General features: G+C 73.5%; 11 protein-coding genes. All 11 read left to right on the top strand.

The genetic code is table 11. The features are described 5' to 3' along the window. The first annotated feature begins 23 nt into the window (after positions 1-23). The 11 genes from AC0OO9_RS23830 to AC0OO9_RS23880 all read left to right on the top strand — a co-directional run bounded on the left by AC0OO9_RS23830 (position 24) and on the right by AC0OO9_RS23880 (position 18,576). Positions 24-1,304, top strand: a complete 1,281-nt coding sequence (locus AC0OO9_RS23830; protein WP_484512486.1) for an MFS transporter — start codon at positions 24-26, stop codon at positions 1,302-1,304. 83 nt (positions 1,305-1,387) lie between these two features. Next, complete coding sequence (locus tag AC0OO9_RS23835; RefSeq protein ID WP_484512488.1) at positions 1,388-5,614, top strand: condensation domain-containing protein; 4,227 nt, start codon at positions 1,388-1,390, stop codon at positions 5,612-5,614. A gap of 96 nt (positions 5,615-5,710) precedes the next feature. Then, entirely contained in the window at positions 5,711-9,991 is a 4,281-nt protein-coding gene (locus tag AC0OO9_RS23840) for a non-ribosomal peptide synthetase (RefSeq protein ID WP_484512490.1), read from the top strand. A gap of 66 nt (positions 9,992-10,057) precedes the next feature. Next, positions 10,058-13,105 carry a condensation domain-containing protein gene (locus tag AC0OO9_RS23845; protein ID WP_484512492.1) on the top strand — a complete coding sequence of 1,016 codons (3,048 nt, stop codon included), beginning with the start codon at positions 10,058-10,060 and terminating at the stop codon, positions 13,103-13,105. Further along, a complete protein-coding gene (locus AC0OO9_RS23850; RefSeq protein WP_484512494.1) occupies positions 13,089-14,480 on the top strand; it encodes a class I adenylate-forming enzyme family protein in 1,392 nt (463 codons plus the stop codon). Before AC0OO9_RS23845 ends, AC0OO9_RS23850 begins: the two co-directional genes overlap by 17 nt. Positions 14,481-14,545: 65 nt before the next feature. Beyond that, positions 14,546-14,821, top strand: a complete 276-nt coding sequence (locus AC0OO9_RS23855) for an acyl carrier protein (protein ID WP_484512496.1) — start codon at positions 14,546-14,548, stop codon at positions 14,819-14,821. Then, positions 14,818-15,081 (top strand): hypothetical protein, encoded by a 264-nt coding sequence (locus tag AC0OO9_RS23860; RefSeq protein WP_484512498.1) that lies wholly within the window; start codon positions 14,818-14,820, stop codon positions 15,079-15,081. The genes AC0OO9_RS23855 and AC0OO9_RS23860 overlap by 4 nt, the downstream gene beginning before the upstream one ends. Beyond that, a complete protein-coding gene (locus AC0OO9_RS23865; protein ID WP_484512499.1) occupies positions 15,078-16,253 on the top strand; it encodes a beta-ketoacyl-[acyl-carrier-protein] synthase family protein in 1,176 nt (391 codons plus the stop codon). Before AC0OO9_RS23860 ends, AC0OO9_RS23865 begins: the two co-directional genes overlap by 4 nt. Beyond that, complete coding sequence (locus AC0OO9_RS23870; protein ID WP_484512501.1) at positions 16,250-17,026, top strand: hypothetical protein; 777 nt, start codon at positions 16,250-16,252, stop codon at positions 17,024-17,026. Before AC0OO9_RS23865 ends, AC0OO9_RS23870 begins: the two co-directional genes overlap by 4 nt. Before the next feature lie 3 nt (positions 17,027-17,029). Next, positions 17,030-17,755 carry a thioesterase II family protein gene (locus AC0OO9_RS23875; protein WP_484512502.1) on the top strand — a complete coding sequence of 242 codons (726 nt, stop codon included), beginning with the start codon at positions 17,030-17,032 and terminating at the stop codon, positions 17,753-17,755. Continuing rightward, the gene (locus AC0OO9_RS23880) at positions 17,752-18,576 is read left to right on the top strand and encodes an SDR family oxidoreductase (protein WP_484512504.1); all 825 of its coding nucleotides are present in this window, start codon (positions 17,752-17,754) and stop codon (positions 18,574-18,576) included. The genes AC0OO9_RS23875 and AC0OO9_RS23880 overlap by 4 nt, the downstream gene beginning before the upstream one ends.

Raw genomic sequence — 18,576 nt, forward strand, 5'->3', positions numbered from 1 at the left:
CCCTCTTGTTCAAACTTCCATCGATGCGCGTGTTGCGGGAGCGCGACTTCCGGCTGCTGCTCGGCGGGCGCATCACCTCGCAGCTCGGCAACCAGATCACCGTCGTGGCCCTGGCCTTCGGGGTGCTCGACCTGACCGGTTCCGCCTCCGACCTGGGACTCGTGCTCGCCGTGGAGGCGTTCTCCCTGGCGCTGTTCCTCGTGATCGGCGGCGCGGTCGCGGACCGGATGTCCCGGCGCCGGCTCATGATCACCGCCGACCTGGTGCGGTTCGCGTCGCAGGGCGTGATGGCGGCGCTGCTGATCTCCGGCCACGCCAGGATCTGGCACCTCCTGCTGTTGCAGGTGGTGTCCGGAATCGCCTCGGCGTTCTTCATCCCGGCCGTCAGCGCGCTGCAACCGGAGACGGTGCCGGCGGAGCACCACCGCGAGGCCAACGCGCTGCGGGGGCTGATGATCGCGGCTGCGGGGGTGGTGGGGCCGGCTCTGGGCGGGCTGCTGGTGGTGGCGGTCGGCGCCGGTTACGCGCTGGCGCTGGACTCGCTTTCCTTCCTGCTCAGCGCCGTGCTCATCAGCGCGATCCGGGGCGGCTCCGCGCCCGTCGCCAACTCGGGCAAGAGCGTGCTGCGTGACGTTCGGGACGGCTGGCAGGACTTCCGGTCGCGCAGGTGGCTCTGGCCGGTGACCCTCCAGAGCGCGCTCGTGCGGATGCTCGGCCTGGCGCCGTTCATGGTGCTCGGCCCGCTGATCGCAAAGGACGAGCTCGGTGGGCCGGCCAGCTGGGGCCTCATCCTGGGCGCGATCAGCCTCGGGGCGTTCGTCGGTGGATTCGTCGCCATGTCGGCCCACCCCCGGCGGCCGTTGATCCCGGCGGTGGCCGGCGCGTTCCTCTTCGTACCCATGCTCCTGCTGCTCTCCGTCGCGGCTTCCCCGGTCGCCATCGCCGCGGTCGCGTTCCTCGGCGGGATCGCCCAGTCCGTCTTCTGGACGTACTGGCAGACGGCCATGCACGAGAACGTCCCGCCGGAGACCCTGTCGCGGATCAGCTCGTACGACTGGCTGGGCGCCTACACCTTCGAACCCATCGGTTACGCCCTGGCCGGCCCGGCGAGCGCCCTGATCGGAGCCAGCGCGACGCTGGTCGCCGGGGCCGGCGCCGTCGCGGTCGGCACGGCGGCGACGCTCGCGGTGCCGGAGGTACGCCGGCTGCGGGCGCGGTCGGCCAACACAGAGGAGCAGCCGAGCAGCGCGACGGGCGGATCCGGGGCATCGGGTCCCGACGGCGAGAAGCAGGTCTCCGCCTAGCCGCCCGCGGCTGCCAGCCCGATGCCGCGCCGGGTGTGTCCCGAGAAATCCCAGGCCACCATGACCGACAGGGAGCTCGTCACATGGAACTGTCCGACCGTCTCTCGCGACTCTCCCTGGGGGAACGGGACCGTCTGGAGCGCCTCCTGCTCGGCTCGTCGACCCGCCCAGCGACATCCGCCATCACGCGTGGCGACGCGGACACGGGGCCACTGTCCTGGGCGCAGCAGGGCGTCTGGCTGACCCAGCAGCTCGAGCCGGGCAGCCCGGCCTACCACCTCGCGCTGCACACCAGGTGGACGGGGGACGTCGACGGCCCGGCGTTGCGCGAGGCGCTGGGCGTCGTCGTCGAACGGCACGAGACGCTGCGGACCCGGATCCTCAGCGACGCCGGGCTGCCGGTGCAGGAGATCGTGCCCCGGGTCGAGGTCCCGCTGCCGGTGACCGATCTGAGCGGCGTCCCGCACGGCGAGCGGGACGCCCTCGTGCACCAGTTGGTGTGCGGGGTGACCGACGAGCCGCTGGAACTGACGCGCGCGCCGCTGCTCCGCGCCCATCTCGTGCGCCTGGCCGACCGGGAGGCACTGCTCCTGCTCACCGTGCACCACCTGCTGGCCGACGGGGCCTCCGCGTGGATCGTCCTCGACGACCTCCTCACGGCGTACCAGGCGGTACGACGGCAACAGCCGCTCGCCGGCCAGCGGGCGGGCGTGCGCTACCTGGACTACGCGGCCTGGCAACGCGACCGGCCCGAGTCGACCTTCACCGGCGCCGTGGAACACTGGCGCCGGCACCTGGCCGGGCACCGCGGCCAGCTCGCACTCCCCACCGACTGGCCGGTTCCCGAGCAGCGGTCGTTCGAGGGCGCCCGCCTCCCGTTGCGGGTGGGGGCCGGCCGGCTGGTGGAGTTGCGGGAGCTGGTCGCCCGGCGCGAGGCCACCGTGTTCATGGCCGCCCTCGCGACCGTGTACGTCGTGCTGCACCAGCTCAGCGGGGAACCGGACCTGGTGGTCGGCGTGGCGGCCGACCACCGGGACCGGCCGGAGACCCGGGACCTGGTGGGTCTGCTGGTCGACATGCTGCCGCTGCGGGTACGGCTCGCCGGGACGTGGACCTTCACGGAACTGCTCGCCGAGGTCCGCGAGGTGGTGCTCGCCGGCCTCGCGCACCGCGACGCGCCCTTCGAGAAGGTGGTCGACGCCGTGCTCGACGGGCGTAGCGCCAGCAGGTCGTCGCTGTTCCAGGTCGCCTTCACCTACCAGGAGACCGCGGCCCTGAGCCGGAGCGCGGAGACCGTCCAGGTGCGCCTGGTCGACCTCGGGGTGCGGGCCACCCAGTTCGACATGACGTTCTGCCTGGTCGGTGAGGGCGACGAACTCTCCGGCTACCTGGAGTACCGCAGTGACCTGTTCCGTGCCGACACGATGGCGGCGCTCGGCCGGCACTGGGACGCCGTCCTCGCCGCCGTCGTCGCCGCGCCGGACGCGCCGATCCGCGACCTGCCACCGCTGCCGCCCGGCGCGGCGGGCAGCGTCGTACCGGGCCAGCCGCCCGCGACCGCGGGGGGACGCGTCGGCACGGCGGGCGACCAGCCGAAAGCCGGCGACGGTACGGACGGGCCGGTCGACGACGACCGCGTCGCCCAGCTCCGCGCGATCTGGGCGGAGGTCCTCGGCGCGGAGGACGTCGACGACGACTGCGACTTCTTCGTCGCGGGCGGGAACTCGCTGGCCGCGACCCAACTGATGCTGCGCCTGCGGGCCCGCTTCGACGCGTCGCTGCCCCTGCGCTCGGTCTTCAGCCACCCCACCCCGGCCGCCTTCGCCCGTTACCTGCACCGCAACGTCCGCCAGGACGCGGCGGTCACACCGGCCCTCGTCGAGGAGGCGGACCACCGGGCCGACCAGCCGCTCTCCCTCGCCCAACGGCGGATGTGGTTCGTCAGCCGACTGGAACCGGACTCCGCCCGTTACAGCGTTCCCATCACGCTGCGGCTCACCGGCGTCCTCGACGTGGCTGCCCTCGAATCGTCCTTCACCCGGGTCGTCGCCCGCCACAGCGTGCTGCGCAGCGTCTATCCGCAGGTCAAGGGAGAGCCCGTACAGCGGATCCGGCCACCCGGCCCGGTCCGGATCGACGTGCTCGACCTCACGTCCCGGCCGGATCCCGAGCAGTCGGGTCGACAGTGGCTGGACGCCGAACTGGCCAGCCCCTTCGACCTCGCCGAAGGCCCGCTGCTGCGGGTACGACAGGCCCTGATCTCGCCGACCGAGAGCCTGCTGTTGATCAACTTGCATCACATCGTCTTCGACCGGTGGTCGGGGGAGAACCTCTTCACCGAGCTCGCCGAGCTGTACCGGGCGCACACCACCGGCACCGAGGCCCGGCTGCCGGAGCTGTCGGCCCAGTTCGCCGACGTGGCGCTGTGGCAGCAGACGTGGCTGCGGGGCCCCGAGACGGCCCGACAGCTCCAATACTGGAGGCAGGAGCTGCGGGAACCACCCGCGCCGCTGACCCTGCGGATGCAGCAGCCGCGCCCGGCCCGCCGTACGCGCCCCGGTGGCTTCGTCACCTTCGACCTGCCGGGCTCGGTCCGGGCCGGGGTGACGGCGCTGGCCGGCTCGGACGGCACCACCCCGTTCATGGTGCTGGCGGCGGCGTTCCAGGCACTGGTGGCGTCCGCCAGCGGCCAGGACGAGTTCCTGATGGGTGTGCCGATCGCCAACCGCACCCGGGTCGAGTTCGAGCCGTTGATCGGATTCTTCGTCAACACCCTGGTGCTGCGGGCCGACGTGTCGGGGGATCCCACCTTCACGGAGCTGCTGGCCCGGGTCCGGCGCACCGCGCTCGGGGCCTACGCCAACCAGGACGTGCCCCTGGACCGGATCGTGGAGGAGCTACGTCCCGCCAGGGAGGGCAACCGCGATCCGTACGTGGACATCATGCTCACCTATCAGAACGTGCCGCGGGGAGGCGGGCTGCGGCTGCCCGGCCTGGACGTCGAACTGCTTCCGATCAGCGAGTGGGCGGCCAAGCGGGACTTCACCATCCGCATCGAGGACAGCGACGACGCGTACCGGGCGGTGCTGGAGTTCGATCGGGAACTCTTCCGCCCCGAGGACATGCGCGGATTCGCGGAGACCTTCGTGTCCCTTCTCACCCGGCTGGTCGCCGACCCCTCGGCACCGCTGAGTCGGGCACTCGCCACCAGTGGACGCAGGAAGCGAGAGGCAATGACTGACGGAAAACGACGTGCGGCGCCCGGCCGGCGCGCATTCGAGCAGGTGATCTCCCGCGCGCCGGCGACCGTCGCGGCCACGGAACAGGAGCAGGTGCGGGTCGGCGCGCTGACCGACCACCCGGACGCACTGCCGCTGGTGATGCAGGCGAGCGGCGCGAGCCTCGACCTGACCTCCTGGGCGGCGGCCCACCCGGACCTGATCGGCCGCGGCCTCGTGGCGCAGGGCGGGGTGCTGTTTAGGGACTTCGAGGTCGCCTCCGCGATCGACTTCCGCCAGTTCGCCGCGACGCAGATCGCGCAGCTGCTCGACTACCAGGAGCGGTCGACGCCACGGCGGGAGGCCGGCCAGAAGAACGTCTACACCTCGACCGAGTACCCCGCGGACCAGTACATCGAGCTGCACAACGAGATGTCGTACTCGCACGAGTGGCCGATGAAGATCGCCTTCTACTGCGAGCACCCGGCGGCGACCGGCGGGGCGACTCCGGTGGCGGACTCCCGCCGGGTCTACCGGATGCTCGACCCCGATTTGCGGAAGCCGTTCGAGGAACTCGGCGTGACGTACGTGCGCAACTACGGCGCCGGCGTCGACCTGCCCTGGCAGGAGGCCTTCCAGACGGACGACCGGGAGCAGGTCGAGCGGTACTGCGCCGAGTCGGGGATAGACCTGCGCTGGCGGGGCGCCGACGGCTTGCAGACCCGACAGGTCCGTCCGGCCGTCCACCGGCACCCGGTCTCCGGGGAGACGACCTGGTTCAACTCCGCCCACATGTTCCACGTCGCCGGTCTCGACCCGCAGGTGCGCCGGTCCCTGACCGGGCTGCTGGACGAGGAGCAGTGGCCGCGGCACGCCTACTACGGCGACGGTTCCCCGATCGCCGACGACACCATCGAGGCGATCAGGGCCACCTACCGCGCCGCGACGGTCCGGTTCCAGTGGCGCCGGGGCGACGTCATGCTCCTGGACAACATGCTGAGCTGCCACGGCCGGGAGCCGTACACCGGCCGCCGCAAGGTCCTGGTCGCCTTCGGCGACGCGGCGGGCCTCTCCGGCAGCTCGCCCGGTTGAACCGTCCGCCCCTGCCGCCAGCGCGTCGCGCCCCCGCCGGTCCGCCAGTCCGTCCCGCGTCGATCGCGGTCCGATCCGTAGAAGGAGTGCCAGTCAATGGAAACGGACGCCATCAGAGGATATCCGCTGTCGGCGCAGCAACGGCAGAACTGGCGAGCTGACGGCACCCCGCACGGACGACCGGCCCGGCTCGTGCTCCGCGTCGACGGGGCGCTCGCCCCGGACCGGTTGTGGCTGGCGTTGCAGGCGGTCGTCGCCCGCCACGACGCGCTGCGGACCCGGTTCGTCAGCTCGGCGCACCAGCGGTTCCCGGTGCAGGTCGTGCAGGAACAGGCCGCGATGGCAGTCGAGCAGTGGCCCGGACGGTCGGCGGACGCGGTCGGGTCGGGAGACGACCGGATGGTGGTCGGCCTGGTCGACACCCGGCCCGGGACGTGGCTGCTCACGGTGCGGCTGCCCGCCGGCCTCGCCGACCGGCTCAGCCTCGAGGTGATCTCCAGTGACCTGGCCGCGGCCTACCGGGGCGACCCCCTGACGCCGCCCGTGCAGTACGTCCAGTTCGACTCGTGGCAGCAGGTCGCGACGGGCGACGCCGACGAGGAGGAACTCGACCGCCTGCTGGACCGCCTCGCGGCCGGCGGGCCGACGCTCCCGGAGGTGGCGGCGGACGCCGCCCGGCAGGCGGCCGACCAGCCGGCGACCGGTGCGGTGGTGCGGGTGCCGCTGGCGGACCCGGACAGGCTGCGGACGCTGGCGGCGGCGGTCGGGCTGCCCGTGGAACATCTGGTGGAGGCCACCTGGTCGGTGCTGCTGGCGCGCCGGAGCGGGCAACCGGCCCCGCTCGTCGGCCGGATCGTCGACGGGCGGTGCTTCGACGAGCTGCGCGAGACGGTCGGTCCCGTCGCGGTGACCGTGCCGATCCGGATACCGCTGCGCCCGGAGGACCCGATCAGGCGGGTCGCCACGGAACTCGCGGCCCGGGTGGATCGCGCGCGGGCCTGGCAACAGGACTGGGCATGGCCGGACGGCGCCTGGTCCGACGGCAGGGCCGGTGCGTACCGACTGCCGTACCAGTTCGAGTGGCTCACCGTCCAGCCGTCGTTCCCCGGCGGCGAGGTCGAGTTCACCGTCGTCGAGCGGAACGTGCCCGACCGGCGGGTCGCGGCCCGGCTGGTCGGCGTCAACGACGGCGCCCGCCTCAGCCTGCACGTCGAGACGGCCTCGCCGACCGGGGCGGCCGCCGACCTGGCCGCCGGGCTGGGCGTGCTCCTGGCCGGGCTGGTGGACCTCGAACAGCGGGTGGACGACGTCGAGACGATCGGCCCGCCCGAGCGGGACCGGCTGCTGCACCAGTGGGGCGCCGGTGGCGCCGCGACCGGTGGCGGCACCGTGCACGAGGCGTTCGGGAAGCAGGCCCGCGAGACACCGCAGGCCGTCGCGCTGCGGTGCGGATCGCGCCGGCTGACCTTCGCCGAACTCGACGGGGCCACCGACCGGCTCGCCGGTGCGCTCCGCGTGGGCGGGGTGGGAGCGCGTGACCGCATCGGGGTGTGGGGCGAGCGCTCCACCGACACGGTCGTGGCGATGCTGGCCATCCTCAAGGCCGGTGGCGCCTTCGTACCACTGGACCCGGACTACCCGGACGAGCTGCTGGCCCACATGGTCGCGGAGGCCGGCGTCCGGCTGGTGGTGGCGCCGCGCACGGCGCATGCCCGCCTGGAACGGCTGGGCGTGCGGCGCTGCGGTCCCGAGCCGGCCGGGTCGGCAGGTGCCGGCCCGACGGTGCCCGGCCCGAGCGGCCCCACAGACCTTGCCTACGTGGTCTTCACCTCGGGTTCGACCGGATGGCCGAAGGGCGTGGCGGTCGGCCACGGCGCCCTGACCCACTACGTCGCCGCGGTGGCCGAGCGGCTCGGCCTGGAAGCCGGCTGGAGTCACGCCACGGTCGCCAGCCCAGCCGTCGACCTCGGCTACACCGCCCTCTTCGGTGCCCTGTTGACCGGGGGCGCCTTCCACGTCATTCCCCGCGACACGCTGCTGGACCCGAGCGAGTTCGGGACCTACCAGCGCAGCCACCCGATCGACTGCCTCAAGACCACGCCGTCGCACTTCCGGGCGCTGCTGCGAGGGGGTGCGACGGACGTCTACCCCCGCCGGCGGCTGGTCCTCGGCGGCGAGTCCCTGGAACGCGGCTGGCTGACCGGCCCGCACGTCCCGCCCGCCGGTTGCGAGGTCGTCAACCACTACGGCCCCACCGAGACGTGCGTCGGGGTGCTGGTCCAGCGCGACGCGCTGCGCCGGCCCGCCGACTCCGACGACGAGCGGGTGCCGCTGGGCAGGCCGTTGGCCGGCGCGACGGTGCGCGTGCTGGACGACCGCTCGCGCCCGGTGCCCGTCGGCCTGCCGGGCGAACTCCACATCGGCGGCGCCGGCCTGGCCAAGGGCTACCTCGCCCGGCCGGACCTGACGGCGGAGCGCTTCGTCCCGGACCCGTTCGGCACCGACCCGGACGCCCGGCTCTACCGGACCGGTGACCTCGTCTCCTGGTTGCCCGACGGCAGCCTGCGGTTCGAGGGCCGGACGGACGAGCAGGTCAAGGTCCGCGGCCACCGGGTGGAGCCGGGCACGGTCCAGCGGCAGCTCGAGGAGCATCCGGCCGTGGGGCACGCGGTCGTCCGGACCGTCCCGGACGCCGGCGGCGACACCCAGATCGTGGCGTACGTCGTGCCCGGCGAGGCGTACCTGCGGCGGCGGGCGGAGGAACTCAGCCAGGCGCAGGTCGACGGCTGGGAGAACGTCTTCGAGGAGGTGTACGACGTCGACGCCGCCACGGTGGACGCGGCGTTCGACCTGACCGGTTGGCAGAGCAGCTACACCGGGGAGACGTTGACCGCCGAGGAGATGCGGGAGGCCGTCGACGGGATCGTCGACCAGGCCCTGGACCTGCCGCACGAGGCGGTGCTGGAGGTGGGCTGCGGCACGGGTCTGCTCCTGTCCCGGATCGCGCCCCGGGCACGCCGATACGTCGCCACCGACATCTCGGCGGCGGTGCTCCGCACCGTGGGCGCGTGGGTGGCGCGGGAGCCGCTGCGGTACCCGTCGGTGGAACTGATGCGGCGCTCCGCCGACGACTTCTCCGGCCTGGCGGACGACAGCTTCGATCTGGTGCTGCTCAACTCGGTGGTGCAGTACTTTCCCTCCGCGGCCTATCTGCGTCGGGTGCTGGCCGAGGCGGTACGGGTCACCCGGCCGGGCGGCCACGTGCTGGTCGGGGACGTCCGTGACCTGCGGCTCGTCGAGGCGTTCCACGCCTCGGTGCGGCTGCACCGGGCCGACCCGCAGGCCGGGATCGCGGAGCTGCGCCGGGAGGTGCGCTTCGCCGTCGAGGACGAGGGCGAACTCCTCGTCGCGCCCCACTTCTTCGCCTCGTCCGTCGCGGCGACGCCGGGGGTGGCGGCACTCGACGTCAACCTCAAGCGCGGCCGCATCCACAACGAGCTGACCGGCTTCCGCTACGACGTCCTGCTGCGGGTCGGTGCGCCGCGCGCGGAACAGGGCCGGCCGGCGGAGATCGTGTGGTCCGACACCGCAGGCGAGCCGGCAGACCTGCTCGCGCTGAGGGCCGGGACCGACGCCGGACTGCTGCTGCGGGACGTCCCGGACGCGCGGACCTGCGAAGCTCTCGCCCGCTGGGCGGCGATGTGTCGGGTGCCGGAGGACAGCACCGTCGGCGAGGTGACGGCCGCGCCGGTGGAGCGGACCGCCGTCGACCCGCAGCGGTGGTACGACCTCGGGCGGGAGAAGGGCCTGGCCGTCTCCGTGCAGCCGGCCCGGTCCGGCCGGGTGGGCTGCTACGACGTCCGGGTGCGGCGACCCGGCTGCCCGGCGTCCTGGACGCCGCCTGAGGCGACCGGGCCGGGCCCCGACCACAACCTGCCCTTCCTGCCCGGGCTGGGCCGCGAGCTGGCCGGCCAGCTGCGTGCCTTCCTCGAACAGCGGCTGCCCCAGCACATGGTCCCGGCGCACCTGCTCGTGGTGCCCGAGCTGCCCATCGGTCCGAGCGGGAAGCTGGACGTCGGCCGGCTTCCGGATCCCAGACCGGCGCGCGACGACGCCGACCGGGTGTTGCCGAGGTCCCCGGTGGAGGAGGCCGTCGCGGGCATCTGGCGCGACGTGCTGGGACTGCCCGAGGTGGGGGTGTTCGAGAGCTTCTTCCAGCTCGGCGGCCACTCGCTGCTCGCGGTGCAGGTGGCCTATCGGATCCGGGAGGAGCTCGGGGTCGAGCTGTCGCTGCGGGACTTCTTCGCGGATCCGACCGTGGCGGGGCTGGCGCAGTGCCTCTTCCAGTTGCTGCTCGACCAGGACGCCGCCGCGTAGCCGTCGGCCAGCCCAACCAGAAAGTAGCCCTGTGGCGCCGGGTACGGCGCGGAAGGACGGGATCAGATGGGGTCAGCGGTTCGGGAGTATCCCGCGTCGTACGCGCAGCGCGGCATGTGGCACGCCTTCGAGCTCGCGCCGGAGAGCTCGGTGTACCACGTGACCGTACGGGCCGACGTCTCCGGCCACCTCGACATGGCGGCCCTCCGGGCCGCGGCCGGGCGGCTGGCGCAACGGCACGACGTCCTCCGGACCACCTTCTGGTCGACGGGCGACGAGTTGTTCGCCCGGGTCCACGACGACCTGCCGGTGCCGGTCGCCGAGGTGCACGTCGCGGATCGCGACCCGGACGGCTTCGAGGACCGGGTCCGGCACGAGGCCCGGATCCCGTTCCGGCTGACCGAGGAGGGACCGCTGCGGATCGTGCTGCTCGACGGGGCGCCCGGCCGGCAGGTCCTGCTCTTCGTCTTCCACCACATGTCCTGGGACTTCGAGTCGATCGTGCTGGCGTTGCGCGAACTCGGGGAGCTGTACCAGGACGGGCTCACCCGGGCCGGCCGGGATCCGGGCGAGGCTCACCGGGAGGAGGCGACGGGCTACGCCGCCTTCGCCGAGTGGGAACGCACCTGGGTCGCCGGGCCGGAAGGCGAGGAGTCGCAGGCGTACTGGGCGCAGCAGTGGGCGGGTTTGCCCGAGGCACTGGACCTGCCGTCGCGGCGCCCCCGCCAGGCGGCGCGCAGCTACACGGGCGCCATGCACTGGACCGAGCTGGAACCGACCCACGTCACCTCGCTCAGCCAGCTCGCCCGGGACGCCGGGGTCACCCGCTACGCGGTGCTGCTGACCGCCTTCACCGTGCTGCTCGGTCGCTTCGCCGACCAGCACGAGGTCACCGTCGGGCTGGCCGGCAGCCAACGGACCCTGCCGGAGCACCGGTGGACGCTCGGCAACTTCGTCAACCCGATGGTGCTGCGCAGCGACGTACGGCCGGAGCGGACCTTCCGCGAGCTGGTCACCGCGGGCAGCCGGACGGTCTTCGCGGCCCTGCGCCACCGGATCGTGCCCTTTCCGCTGCTCGTGCAGCGGCAACGGCCCGACTACGACACCAGCAGGGCGCCGGTGTTCGACGTCCTGTTCGCCTACGACAAGCCGCACAACCGCGACCAGGACCTCCTGGCCCGGTTCGTGGCGGGCCGGGGCGAGACGCGCTGGGGCGACCTGCTGCTGCGCAGCCGGCCACTGGACTGCGCCGAGACGTTCTACGACCTGACCACCTACGTCTTCGACAGCAGCAGCGCGGTCGCCGTGCGGTGGGAGTACAACACCGACGTCCTCACCGACGAGGCCGTCGCGGGACTGGGGCGGTACTTCGACGCGCTGCTCGGCGCACTCCTGGCCGCGCCCGACACACCGGTGGGGGAACTGGTCGTCGACGAGCCGGCCGAATCCGTGGCCGCGCCGGGGCCCGGGCTCAGCACGGCCGGCCTCGTGGCGGCCCACGCCGCCGCGGCACCCGACCGGCCGGCGCTGCACTGTGCCGGCCGGGTGCTCAGCTACGGCGAGCTGCACAGCTCGGTGGAGCGGCTGGCCGACCAGCTCCGTGCCGCCGGCGCCGGCCCGGGGAGCGAGGTCGCGATCCGGTTGCCCCGGTCGGTCGGACTCGTGGTCGCGCTGCTCGCCGTCGACCGGGTGGGCGGCAGCTGCCGGCTCGTGGACCCGCACCTCGACCCGCCGCCGGGCTCGGCGCACCTGGTGGTGACGGAGGCCGGGATCACCCGGCACGCTGGCGCCGCCGACGCGAGCCCGACGACGCGGGCGGACGGCGACGGCGGCCACCTGGAACTCCTGCTGGCGCGGTATCCGCTCGACGGGAGCGACCGGGTGCTCCAGCATGGACCGGTCACGTCGCAAACCGCCCTGGCGGAGTTCCGCTGGCCGCTGGCGGCCGGCGCCCAACTGGTCCTGGCCCCGCCGGACGCGGACGGGAAACCGGCGGGCCTGGCGGACCTGCTGGCCCGGGAACGGCCGACCGTGATCCAGTTGCGCACCGAGACGTTGCCGGCGGCGGTGGTCAAGCCGCTGCCGCCGCTGCCCGGCCTACGGCGGGCGTTGTGCCGGGGAGACGTGCCGAGCCTGGCCCAGGTGCGGCAACTGCGCCGTTGGACGGGTGTCGAACCCGACCACCTCTATCTCGTCGACGGGACACCGGTCGGCGCACTGTCGGAGGTCGACACCGCCGACGGCTTCCCGCTCCTGGACCGCCTTCCGCCCGGCGTACGGCCGCGGCTGCTGGACGCCGACGGACATCCGGTGCCGCCGCACGCCGTCGGAGTGCTGACGCTGTCCGCCCCGGCGCCCGCTGCCTGCCCGGCGCAGGCGTGCGGGCCGAGCATCCTGACCTGCACCGGTCGTCTCGCGCGGCGGGAGGCCGACGGGCGGATCCGCCTGCACGGCAGGGCCTCGCGCCGGGTGCGGGTCGGCGGCTACCGGGTTGACCTCGACGAGGTGGAGCGGCAGCTCGAGGCGCAGCCGGCGGTGCGGGAGGCGGTCGTGGCGACCAGCGAGGACCAGGGGCGGGCCCGGATGGCCGCCTTCCTGGTGCCCCACCGCGCCGACGGGGCCGGGCTGCGGGAACTGCGCGAGACGCTGTCCCGGCAGCGGGCGCGCTACCTCGTGCCGGCGGAGTTCCACCGGATCGCCCAGGTGCCCCGGGACCGGCACGGCCGGGTCGATCCGGCGGCGCTGACCGCCCCGACCGCGGACCCGGACCCCGAGTACACGCCGCCGGCCACCCCGCTGGAACGAGAGCTGGCGCTGATGTGGGGCGACCTGCTCGGCGTCGAGAAGGTCGGCCGGCACGACGACTTCTTCCACAGCGGCGGGCACTCGCTGCTCGCCACCCGGGTCTCCGCCGAGGTCAAGGACAGGTTCGGCGTCGTCTTGCCGGTGCGGACCATCTTCGTCTCCTCCACGCTCGAGCGTTACGCGATCGCCGTCCTACAGGCACTGGTCGAGGGCGCCGGGGCGGAGCTGGTCCACCACGACAAGGCGGACGCCGGCACGGCGACCGGGCGACACATCGAGAGCGGAGGACGGGATGACCCGAACGCGTGACTGGTGGGGTTCCGCCCTGCTCCAGCGCGGCGGCGACGACGAGGTGTGGGCGTGGGGCAGCCGCGCGGTGACGTACGCCGGACTCCGCGAGGCCGTGGCGCGCCTGGTTGCCCGGTTCGAGGCGGCGGGCGTCGTGCCGGGAGCCAGCGTCGTGCTGCGGCTGCCGCCGTCCCTGACCCTGATCCAGTCGATGCTCGCCCTCTGGTCGCTCGGAAGCCAGGTCATCCTGGTGGACGTCCGGCTGAAGCCCCCGGAGGTGGCCCGCACCCTGGATCTGCTCCGCCCGACCCACCAGGTCCACTCCACCGACGCCCACCAGCCGTTCACCCCGTTCCGCGACCGGTGCGAGGTCCTCGTCGAGCGGCGGCCGGAGGGTTCCGCGGCCGTCGCGGACGTGGTGCTGGTGCAGCTCAGCTCGGGGTCGACCGGGCTGCCGAAGGTGATCGGCCGCAGCGCCGGATCGCTCCTGGCGGAGCTGCGCCGGCACGCCGACATCGCGGGCATGCCCGGACCGGGGGAGCGGGTACTGGTGCTCAGCTCGATCATCCACGCGTTCGGACTGATGGCCGGTGTGCTCCACGCGCTGCGCGTCGGCGCCCAGGTCGTGTTCGCCGACCGTCTCCAGCCGGACGACCTGCTGCACCGCGCCCGTACCGCCGGGGTGGCGGTGATCCTCGGGGTGCCGGCCCACTTCGACCTCCTCGCCCGCGCCTCCGGCGAGGAACGGATGCCGCGGCTGCGGGTGGCCGCGTCGGCCGGGGAGGCCCTCACCGCCGCGGTCCGGCAGCGCTTCCTTGACCGGTACGGGGTCCGGCTCGGCCAGGAGTACGGCATGACCGAGGTCGGCGTCATCGCCGCCGACCTTCGCGGGGAGCATCCCGTGCCCTCGGTCGGCACGTTGGCGCCCGGGATCGAGGCCCACAGCGTCGGCGGTGAACTGCGGGTCCGGCTGAAGCGCTCGCCCTACCTGTACGCCGAGGGCAGCGACCGCCACGCGGACGGCTGGTTGCGTACCTGCGACCGGGGTGAACTGGACCCGGTCACCGGAGCCCTGCGGCTCGCCGGCCGGACGGACAGCCTCGTCGCGGTCGGCGGTCTCAAGGTCGACCTCGGCGAGGTGGAGGCGGCGCTGCGGGAGCACGCCGGCGTCCGCGACCTGGTGGTGGTCTTCGGCGACGGCATCGAGGCCCACGTCGAGGCGGAGCCCGGCGTGGACGCGACGGCACTGATGGCGTGGTGCCGGGAGCGGCTCAGCGACTACAAGCTTCCCCGCCGGATCTACCTCGTGCCGGCCATCCCGCGTAACGCGACCGGCAAGTTGCTCCGCAACCGGGACCTGCTGCACGCCGCGTACGACGGGTCGGGGCCGGCGTGACGGAGCCCGTTCTCACCAGCCAACGTCCCCGGTGGCGGGACGCCACCGTCCGAACTGGAGTAATGATGCAAGCAGCGGTCCGGTCGTACGTCAGGGAGTCGATCGAGAAGATGACGGGGAACCGGGTTCCGGAGGAGTGCGACGACGACACGCCGCTCGGCTACGGCGGCCTGGAACTCGAATCGCTGTACCTGATGGAACTCACGGTCCAGGTGGAACGGGAGTACGGCGTGAACCTCGGCCTGGACCCCGCCGAGCTGCCCGGTTACACGATCGGCGACCTCGTCCGCCGGGTGTCCGGCGTGGCCGAGGGGCGGCCCGGATCGGAGAGCCGGCCGTGACGGACCTCGACGAACTCCGTACGCTGCTCGCCGAACAGCCGACGATCTTCGGCGGCGCTGACCTGGACGTCGACACGGAACTGGCGCTGGACTCGCTGGCGACGGTCTGGCTGGTGCACCTCCTCAGCCGGCGCTACGGCATCGACGAGCGGGCGCTGGAGCCGCTGACGACGGAGTTCACCTCGATCCGGCGCATCCACGCCCACGTCAGCAGGCTGGCCGGGCCGGCCCCGGACCCTCTGCCCGGCAGCCGGTCATGACCAGGAACGTGGTGATCACCGGGTTCGGGATCCTCACCGCCTTCGGATTCGGCGCCGAGCCGCTGCGTACGGGGGTCTTCGGCGGCAACCCGGCCTTCGCGCCCGTCACCCGGTTCGACACCGCGTGCTTCCGGGCGCGGCACGCCGCCACCCACCGGTGGACGTCGGGCGATCCGGACGCGACCCCGAGGCAGATCTCGGTCTTCCTGGAGTGCGCGCGGGCGGCACTGGCGATGGCCGGTCCGCCCGACCCGGCCGCGATCCCGGTCCTGATCGGCACTCAGGGCGACTACACCGCGGTCACCGACTTCTGGTCGACGCCGGAGGCCGCACGGGGGACCGACCCGGATGCCGGGGCCGCCGGACTGGCCGCCTGGCTGCCACAGCGCGTGGGCACGGAACTCGGGCTGGGGGAGCCGCGCACGGCCTTCGTCAACGCCTGCGTCGCGTCCACCAACGCGATCATCCACGGCGCCCGGCTCGTCGCCGCGGGACGGGCCGACGCCGTGCTCTGCGGCGGCGCCTACCTGGTGGAGCGGGAACTGTTCGCCAAGTTCGACTCCGGGGCGGCGTTCGCGGCGGACGGACGGATCCGCCCGTTCAGCCGGGACCGGTCCGGGCTCCTGCTCGGCGACGGGGTGGCGGCTCTGCTGATCGAGTCGGAGCAGAGCGCGGTGGCCCGGGGCGCCGAGCCGTTGGTCCGGCTGGCGGGTTGGGGCATGGCGGCGGACGCCTACCACGTCGTGCGCCCCGATCCGGCCGGGTCGGGGATGGCCCTTGCCATGAACCGGGCCCTGCGCCGGGCCGGCGTCCGGCCGGAACGGATCGGCTACGTCAACGCCCACGGTACCGGTACCGCGGCCAACGACAGCGCCGAGGCCACCGCGCTGTCCCGGGTCTTCGGGCCGGGCGCTGGCGGTGTCCCGGTCAGCTCGACGAAGAGCACGACCGGGCACCTGCTGGAGGCGGCGGGAGCGGTGGAGGCCGTCATCACCATGCTGGCGCTGCGGACCGGCCTGGTGCCGCCCACCGCCGGCTTCACCGGAGCCGACCCGAACTGCGACCTCGACCCGGTGGCCAACCAGGCGCGGCACACCTCGCCACGCCTGGCGGTGAGCCTCAACGCCTCGTTCGGAGGAGTGAACGCGGCCCTCGTGATGGAGCGACTGTGACGAAGGTCTTCGACGACGCGACCCGTGCGGGCTGTGCCACCGAGCGGGGCGGACCGGGACCCGGCACCGAGATCGTGGCCACCGCCGCGGTCACGCGGGGACCGGCCGACGACCCCCGCGGGCCGGTCCGCTCCCGGGACTACGACCTGCCCGGTTTCGTGGAGTCCCGGTTCAGTCCGCTCGTGCACGAGGCGGCGCAGCTGTGCCTCGGGAAGCCCGGGGTCAGCCACGCCGACGACTGGCGGGAGAGCACGGCGATGCTTCTGGTCGGCACGTTCGGGGACGCCGTCACCGCCGACACGGCGAGCACCCGCCTGCTGGCCGGGCTGGTGCACAACCCGCTGCTCTTCTACCAGTCGGTGCCCACCTCCGTGCTGGGGCATCTCGCCCGCGAGTACGGCATCACCGGCGAGATCTCCTGCCTCTCGGTGGACCGCGACGTCTGCGCGCCGGCACTGGCCGCGGCGGAGCTGATCCTCCACGACGGCGACATGCGCCAGGTTCTGGTCATCGGCGTCGAACTGGCGGCGACGCCCCGCACCGCGCCGGCGTACCGCAGCGCCCAGTTGCCCCATCTGACGGCACCCCGCCACGACGTGGCCGCGGCTGTCCTGCTGCGCAGCACCGACCCGACGGCCCCGAGCGTCGACCGGACGCCGGCGGGCCTGCCGGCTCCGGTGGAGTTCGGCAGCCTCAACGAACTCGTACGCCTCTGCACCGGCACCGGCCCGCGGGTACCGACCGCGACGCCACCAGCAACGAAGGAGAACTGAGACATGACCGGCATCCCCCTGCTCTGCCTGCCGTTCGCCGGAGCGGGTGCGAGCTACTACTCGCCGTGGCGCGACCGCGACGAGCGGGTCCAGGTGCGTCCGTTGCAGCTCCCAGGCCGGGAGAACCGGCTCGAGGAGGAGCCGTGCACCGAGGTACGGGCCGCGGTCGACGACCTGGTGCGCAACCTCCCGCCAGCGGTGACCGGTGGAACGGCGGTGGCGGTGTTCGGGCACAGCCTGGGCGCGGTACTCGCCTTCGAACTGGTCCGCCGCTTGGAGACGTCGACCGGTGTCGTGGTCCGGCACCTGTTCGTCTCCGGTTCCCCCGGACCGTGGTCGGTGCGGGAGAACGGGGCCAGCGGCCTCACCGACGAGGCGTTCCTGCGCCGCGTCCGGGAGTTCGCCGGGTACGAGCACCCGGCGCTGGCCGACGAGGAACTGCGCGACCTGATCCTGCCCGCGATGCGTGCCGACGTGCAGATGCACGAGAGCTACCGGGCGGCCCCGGACGCGCGGGTGGCGGCGCCGGTGACGGTGCTGCGGGGGGCCGAGGACACGCTGGTCGCCGAGGACGAGGCCGCGCAGTGGCGGGCGGCCACCCTCGGCGGCTTCCGGCTGGTGAACCTCCCCGGCGGGCACATGTACCTGACCGACCAGGTCGACGCGATCCTGGGGCTGGCGGCGGAGACGCTCGCCGAGGCGGCCCCGGTACGCGGCGGAGCGCGATGAGGCTCGACGGGAAGGTCGCCGTCGTCACCGGTGCCGCCCGGGGTCTCGGCCGGGCCTGCGCCGTCGCGTACGCCGACGAGGGTGCCGCCCTGGTCCTGACGGACGTCGGAGCGGACATCGACGGCGTGCCGTACCCGCTGGGGTCACTCAGCCAGCTGGAACACACCGCGGAACTCTGCCGGGACCGAGGTGCCCCGGTGCTGGTACGCACGGCGGACCTGCGGTCCACGGCGCAGGTGCAGCAGGTGGTGGGCGACACCGTGGACCGGTTCGGTCGGGCCGACGTGCTGGTCAACTGCGCGGGTATCGCCGCGCCGTCGGGGCAGTCGACCCAGGAGATCACCGAGGCCCAGTGGCTGCTCATGATCGATGTCGACCTCAACGGCGCGTGGCGCATGATCAGGGCGACGGCCCCGGTGATGCTCACGCGACGCGCGGGCAGCATCATCAACGTCTCCTCCACCGCCGGCCTGGTCGGCTACCGCAACTTCGCGGCCTACGTCGCGGCCAAGCACGGCCTGATCGGCCTGACGCGGGCGGCCGCCCTGGACTTCGCGCCGCTGAAGGTACGCGTCAACGCGTTGTGCCCGGGTTCGGTGCGGGACAGCGAGCCCTTCGAGGGACGGATGCTCTCGGAGATCGCCCGATCCCTGGACGTCGCGGTGGCCGACCACGAAGAGACCTTCCGGCAGGGGCAGCCGATGAACTCGCTGGTCGAACCGGAGGACGTCGCCTCCGCGGCGCTCTGGTTGGCGTCCGACGAGTCCCGGCGGGTCACCGGGAGCGTCGTCACGGTGGACGGTGGGTTCACCAGCCGATGA

Source organism: Micromonospora sp. USAFONa4 (genome assembly GCF_057197825.1).

Bases quoted from the DNA above. Each gene is read 5' to 3' on its own strand.
- AC0OO9_RS23830 (WP_484512486.1), top strand. From the start codon at position 24: ATGCGCGTGTTGCGGGAGCGCGACTTCCGGCTGCTGCTCGGCGGGCGC.
- AC0OO9_RS23835 (WP_484512488.1), top strand. From the start codon at position 1,388: ATGGAACTGTCCGACCGTCTCTCGCGACTCTCCCTGGGGGAACGGGAC.
- AC0OO9_RS23840 (WP_484512490.1), top strand. From the start codon at position 5,711: ATGGAAACGGACGCCATCAGAGGATATCCGCTGTCGGCGCAGCAACGG.
- AC0OO9_RS23845 (WP_484512492.1), top strand. From the start codon at position 10,058: ATGGGGTCAGCGGTTCGGGAGTATCCCGCGTCGTACGCGCAGCGCGGC.
- AC0OO9_RS23850 (WP_484512494.1), top strand. From the start codon at position 13,089: ATGACCCGAACGCGTGACTGGTGGGGTTCCGCCCTGCTCCAGCGCGGC.
- AC0OO9_RS23855 (WP_484512496.1), top strand. From the start codon at position 14,546: ATGCAAGCAGCGGTCCGGTCGTACGTCAGGGAGTCGATCGAGAAGATG.
- AC0OO9_RS23865 (WP_484512499.1), top strand. From the start codon at position 15,078: ATGACCAGGAACGTGGTGATCACCGGGTTCGGGATCCTCACCGCCTTC.
- AC0OO9_RS23875 (WP_484512502.1), top strand. From the start codon at position 17,030: ATGACCGGCATCCCCCTGCTCTGCCTGCCGTTCGCCGGAGCGGGTGCG.
- AC0OO9_RS23880 (WP_484512504.1), top strand. From the start codon at position 17,752: ATGAGGCTCGACGGGAAGGTCGCCGTCGTCACCGGTGCCGCCCGGGGT.